The organism is Paenibacillus sp. P4_A7 (genome assembly GCF_056402455.1).
The window spans coordinates 1-3,196 of sequence record NZ_JBFUHJ010000565.1 but is presented as its reverse complement, the minus strand read 5'-3'; the positions used below and the strand labels follow the sequence as shown (position 1 = coordinate 3,196).

The following is a 3,196-nucleotide window of genomic DNA, read 5'->3' as shown; positions in this document are numbered from 1 at the left end:
TTATACTTGGGCAGTCTTCCGTGGATGAATTCGATAATTTCACTAAGCAGTGGCTGGAGCTTGGAGGCAATGAGATATTGGCTGAAGTAAATGAATGGTATAAAACGAAAAAATAAATCGATATATCCGAATAAGGGGGCAGGAGGAGAATTCCTTACTCATCTCGCCCCTTATTTCGAGCATCTATCAAGCTCAGCGGAGGTGAACGACTTTGTCTAAAAAACTGGTGAACTGGCCCCTGCATCTGATGATCTTACCTAGTTTAGTTCTCGTCTTAATATTTTGCTATGGGCCAATGTTGGGAATCGTCATTGCCTTTCAAAAGTTCATTCCTGCTAGAGGGATTTCGGGCTCCGAATGGATTGGCTGGGATAACTTCAGGTATGTAATAAGCTTGCCCGATACGTTAAAGGTATTGCAAAACACGGTCTTTATTGCCCTGATGAAAATTGTGACGGGCCTCATCTTCCCACTCACGGTTGCCTTACTGCTTAATGAAGTTCTAAACAAATTCGTTAAGCGCTCTATTCAGACGCTAATCTATTTACCCCATTTCTTATCCTGGACGATATTGGGTGGTGTGCTGATTGATATATTGTCGCCCTCTATCGGAATCGTTAACGAGATTGTTAAGAGTTTTGGTTTTGAGCCTATCTATTTTCTAGGCAACAATAATTGGTTTCCTTATGTCCTTGTCATCACCAATGCATGGAAAGAAGTTGGTTTCAGCACCATTCTATACCTTGCTGCCTTGACCAGCATAAGTCCGGTATTATACGAAGCTGCGGTAATGGACGGGGCAAATCGCTGGCGACAGACATGGCATGTATCGTTGCCAGGTATGAGGCCAATTATCATATTGCTGGCTACTCTAAGCTTGGCGAGTGTTTTAAATGCAGGCTTTGATCAGGTTTTCGTACTCTATAATCCGCAAGTATATGAGAGCGGAGATATTATTGATACGTTCGTATACCGTATGGGATTAATCAGTGCACAATTCGGACCCGCGACTGCTATTGGTCTGTTTAACTCCATTGTTTCCTTTATATTAATTTCCATTGCCTATTATTTGGCCTATCGTTTTGCTAAATACCGTATTTTTTAGGAAGGAGGGGTAAGGATATGCGGGTATCCAGATGGAGAGTCGGTTTCCAAGTCATCAATTATACATTTCTCTGTTTAATCGCTATTCTTTGCGTACTTCCCATGGTCCATGTCCTCGCGCTGTCTATGAGCACCAATGCTGCCGCTTCTGCGGGAATTGTCCGGTTGTGGCCGATCGGATTCAATACAACATCCTATGAGTACGTAATGGAACAAGCCGCTTTTATCAATTCGTTTATCATCTCCTTAAAGCGGGTTGCTATAGGCGTTTCAATCAACATTGTACTTACGATCTTGTTAGCTTATCCTCTGTCCAAGGAGTCCCATAAATTCAAATCACGCACGATATATGCCTGGTTTTTTGTGTTCACGATGCTATTCGGCGGAGGTCTCATTCCAACTTATATGGTCATCAGGACGGCTGGCTTGCTTGATTCGATTTGGGCGCTTGTCCTCCCGGGAGCTGTACCTGTATTCAGTGCGATCTTACTGCTCAACTTTTTTAGAGGATTGCCCAAGGAATTGGAAGAAGCGGCATTCATAGATGGTGCAGGCCATTTCGTTACGCTGTTCCGAATTTTTCTCCCTCTCTCTATCCCGGCAATTGCTACCATTCTGCTTTTGTCGACTGTTGGCCATTGGAACAGTTGGTTCGATGGACTGATTTATATGAACTCGCCGGATCATTATCCGTTACAAAGTTATTTGCAGACCATTGTGATTCAGAAAAACTTCTCAGGATTAACAGACTTGAACACGGAAATGCTGCGTCAAATTTCGGATAGGACGGTTAAAGCAGCGCAGATTTTTCTGGGTGCTCTTCCAGTGCTCGCTGTGTATCCCTTTCTACAAAAATATTTCATGACAGGCATCGTTATGGGAAGCGTAAAAGAATAAAAAATCGATAGATAGGCGGAGGGTTAACATGCGATTCAGACAAATACATCTCGATTTCCATAATCATGGATCCGTTAAGATTGGGGAGCGATTTTCCAAGCGGCAGTTTCAGGAAATGCTTCAGCTAGGCAACGTAGATTCGATTAATGTGTTTGCGAAATGTTTCCACGGCTGGGCTTATTATGACACGCAGAAATTCAATAAACACCCCGGATTAAAGTTCGATCTATTGGGTGAAATCATTGAGGCCGCACATGAGATTGGTGTCAAGACACCGGTTTATATTAATGTCGGGTTAAGCGAAAATTTGGCTCTGGAGCATCCGGAGTGGCTCGCTCGCAACGAGAATGACGATACCCTCTATGATCCAGGATTTATGCAGCCGGGTCTTCATACCTTCTGCTTTCATTCCCCTTATTTGGAATATATTCTACAACTAACGGAGGAAGTCGTTGCAAAATACGATGCGGATGGGCTATTTTTGGATATTGTTTTTCCGAAAGCTTGTTATTGTCATAATTGCAGGGCAACTCTGCTGCAAGAAGGCAAAGATCCATTAAATAGGAACGATGTCATGGACCTGGCAGAAAGGGTATACGCCAATTACACAAGTCAGCTCAACGAGCGGGTATGGAATATCAAGCCCGGGCTCGATATTTTTCATAACAGCGGCATCCGATGCGGGCGCCGGGATATGGTAGCGATGAATAGCCATATTGAAGTAGAATCGCTGCCTTCCGGCGGATGGGGCTATGATTATTTTCCGATTTCGGCGAGATATTTCCAACAGCTTGGTAAGAAGGTTGTTGGGATGACGGGGCGCTTCCATATGAACTGGGGTGAGTTTGGCGGATACAAGCATGCGAATGCCATTCGGTTCGAATCGGCTTTGGCTCTGGCGCATGGGACACATTGTTCCATAGGTGATCACTTGCATCCTGATGGAATGATGGATCCAATCGTATATCGCATGGTCGGAGAGGCTTACCGGGAAGTGGAATCCAAGGAACCTTGGTGCACGGATGTGGAAAATATAGCAGATGTAGCCTTGCTTTCGTTAGAGTCGACTGGTCCCGAGCAGCATAGGATGGGGCAGTCGGATACAGGCGCATACCGTATTTTGCGGGAAGGCAATTTTGTTTTTATTAGTATCGAGTGGGTCTGTGGTTTAGAGCTCTAGAGAGGTATTTTTTTG

At 44.4% G+C, this 3,196-nt stretch carries 3 protein-coding genes; all 3 read left to right on the top strand.

From position 1 onward, the window contains the following. The first annotated feature begins 247 nt into the window (after positions 1 to 247). The 3 genes from AC1DWN_RS31040 to AC1DWN_RS31030 are packed head-to-tail and all read left to right on the top strand — an operon-like array spanning position 248 to position 3,181. Positions 248 to 1,105 (top strand): ABC transporter permease subunit, encoded by an 858-nt coding sequence (locus AC1DWN_RS31040; RefSeq protein WP_475812986.1) that lies wholly within the window; start codon positions 248 to 250, stop codon positions 1,103 to 1,105. A gap of 17 nt (positions 1,106 to 1,122) precedes the next feature. After that, positions 1,123 to 2,001 (top strand): carbohydrate ABC transporter permease, encoded by an 879-nt coding sequence (locus AC1DWN_RS31035; RefSeq protein ID WP_477562715.1) that lies wholly within the window; start codon positions 1,123 to 1,125, stop codon positions 1,999 to 2,001. A 28-nt stretch (positions 2,002 to 2,029) separates the two neighbouring features. Further along, the gene (locus AC1DWN_RS31030; RefSeq protein ID WP_477562714.1) at positions 2,030 to 3,181 is read left to right on the top strand and encodes a family 10 glycosylhydrolase; all 1,152 of its coding nucleotides are present in this window, start codon (positions 2,030 to 2,032) and stop codon (positions 3,179 to 3,181) included. Positions 3,182 to 3,196: the final 15 nt, after the last annotated feature.

Coding starts and splice junctions, on each gene's coding strand:
- AC1DWN_RS31040 (WP_475812986.1), top strand. CDS start 248: ATGATCTTACCTAGTTTAGTTCTCGTCTTAATATTTTGCTATGGGCCA.
- AC1DWN_RS31035 (WP_477562715.1), top strand. CDS start 1,123: ATGCGGGTATCCAGATGGAGAGTCGGTTTCCAAGTCATCAATTATACA.
- AC1DWN_RS31030 (WP_477562714.1), top strand. CDS start 2,030: ATGCGATTCAGACAAATACATCTCGATTTCCATAATCATGGATCCGTT.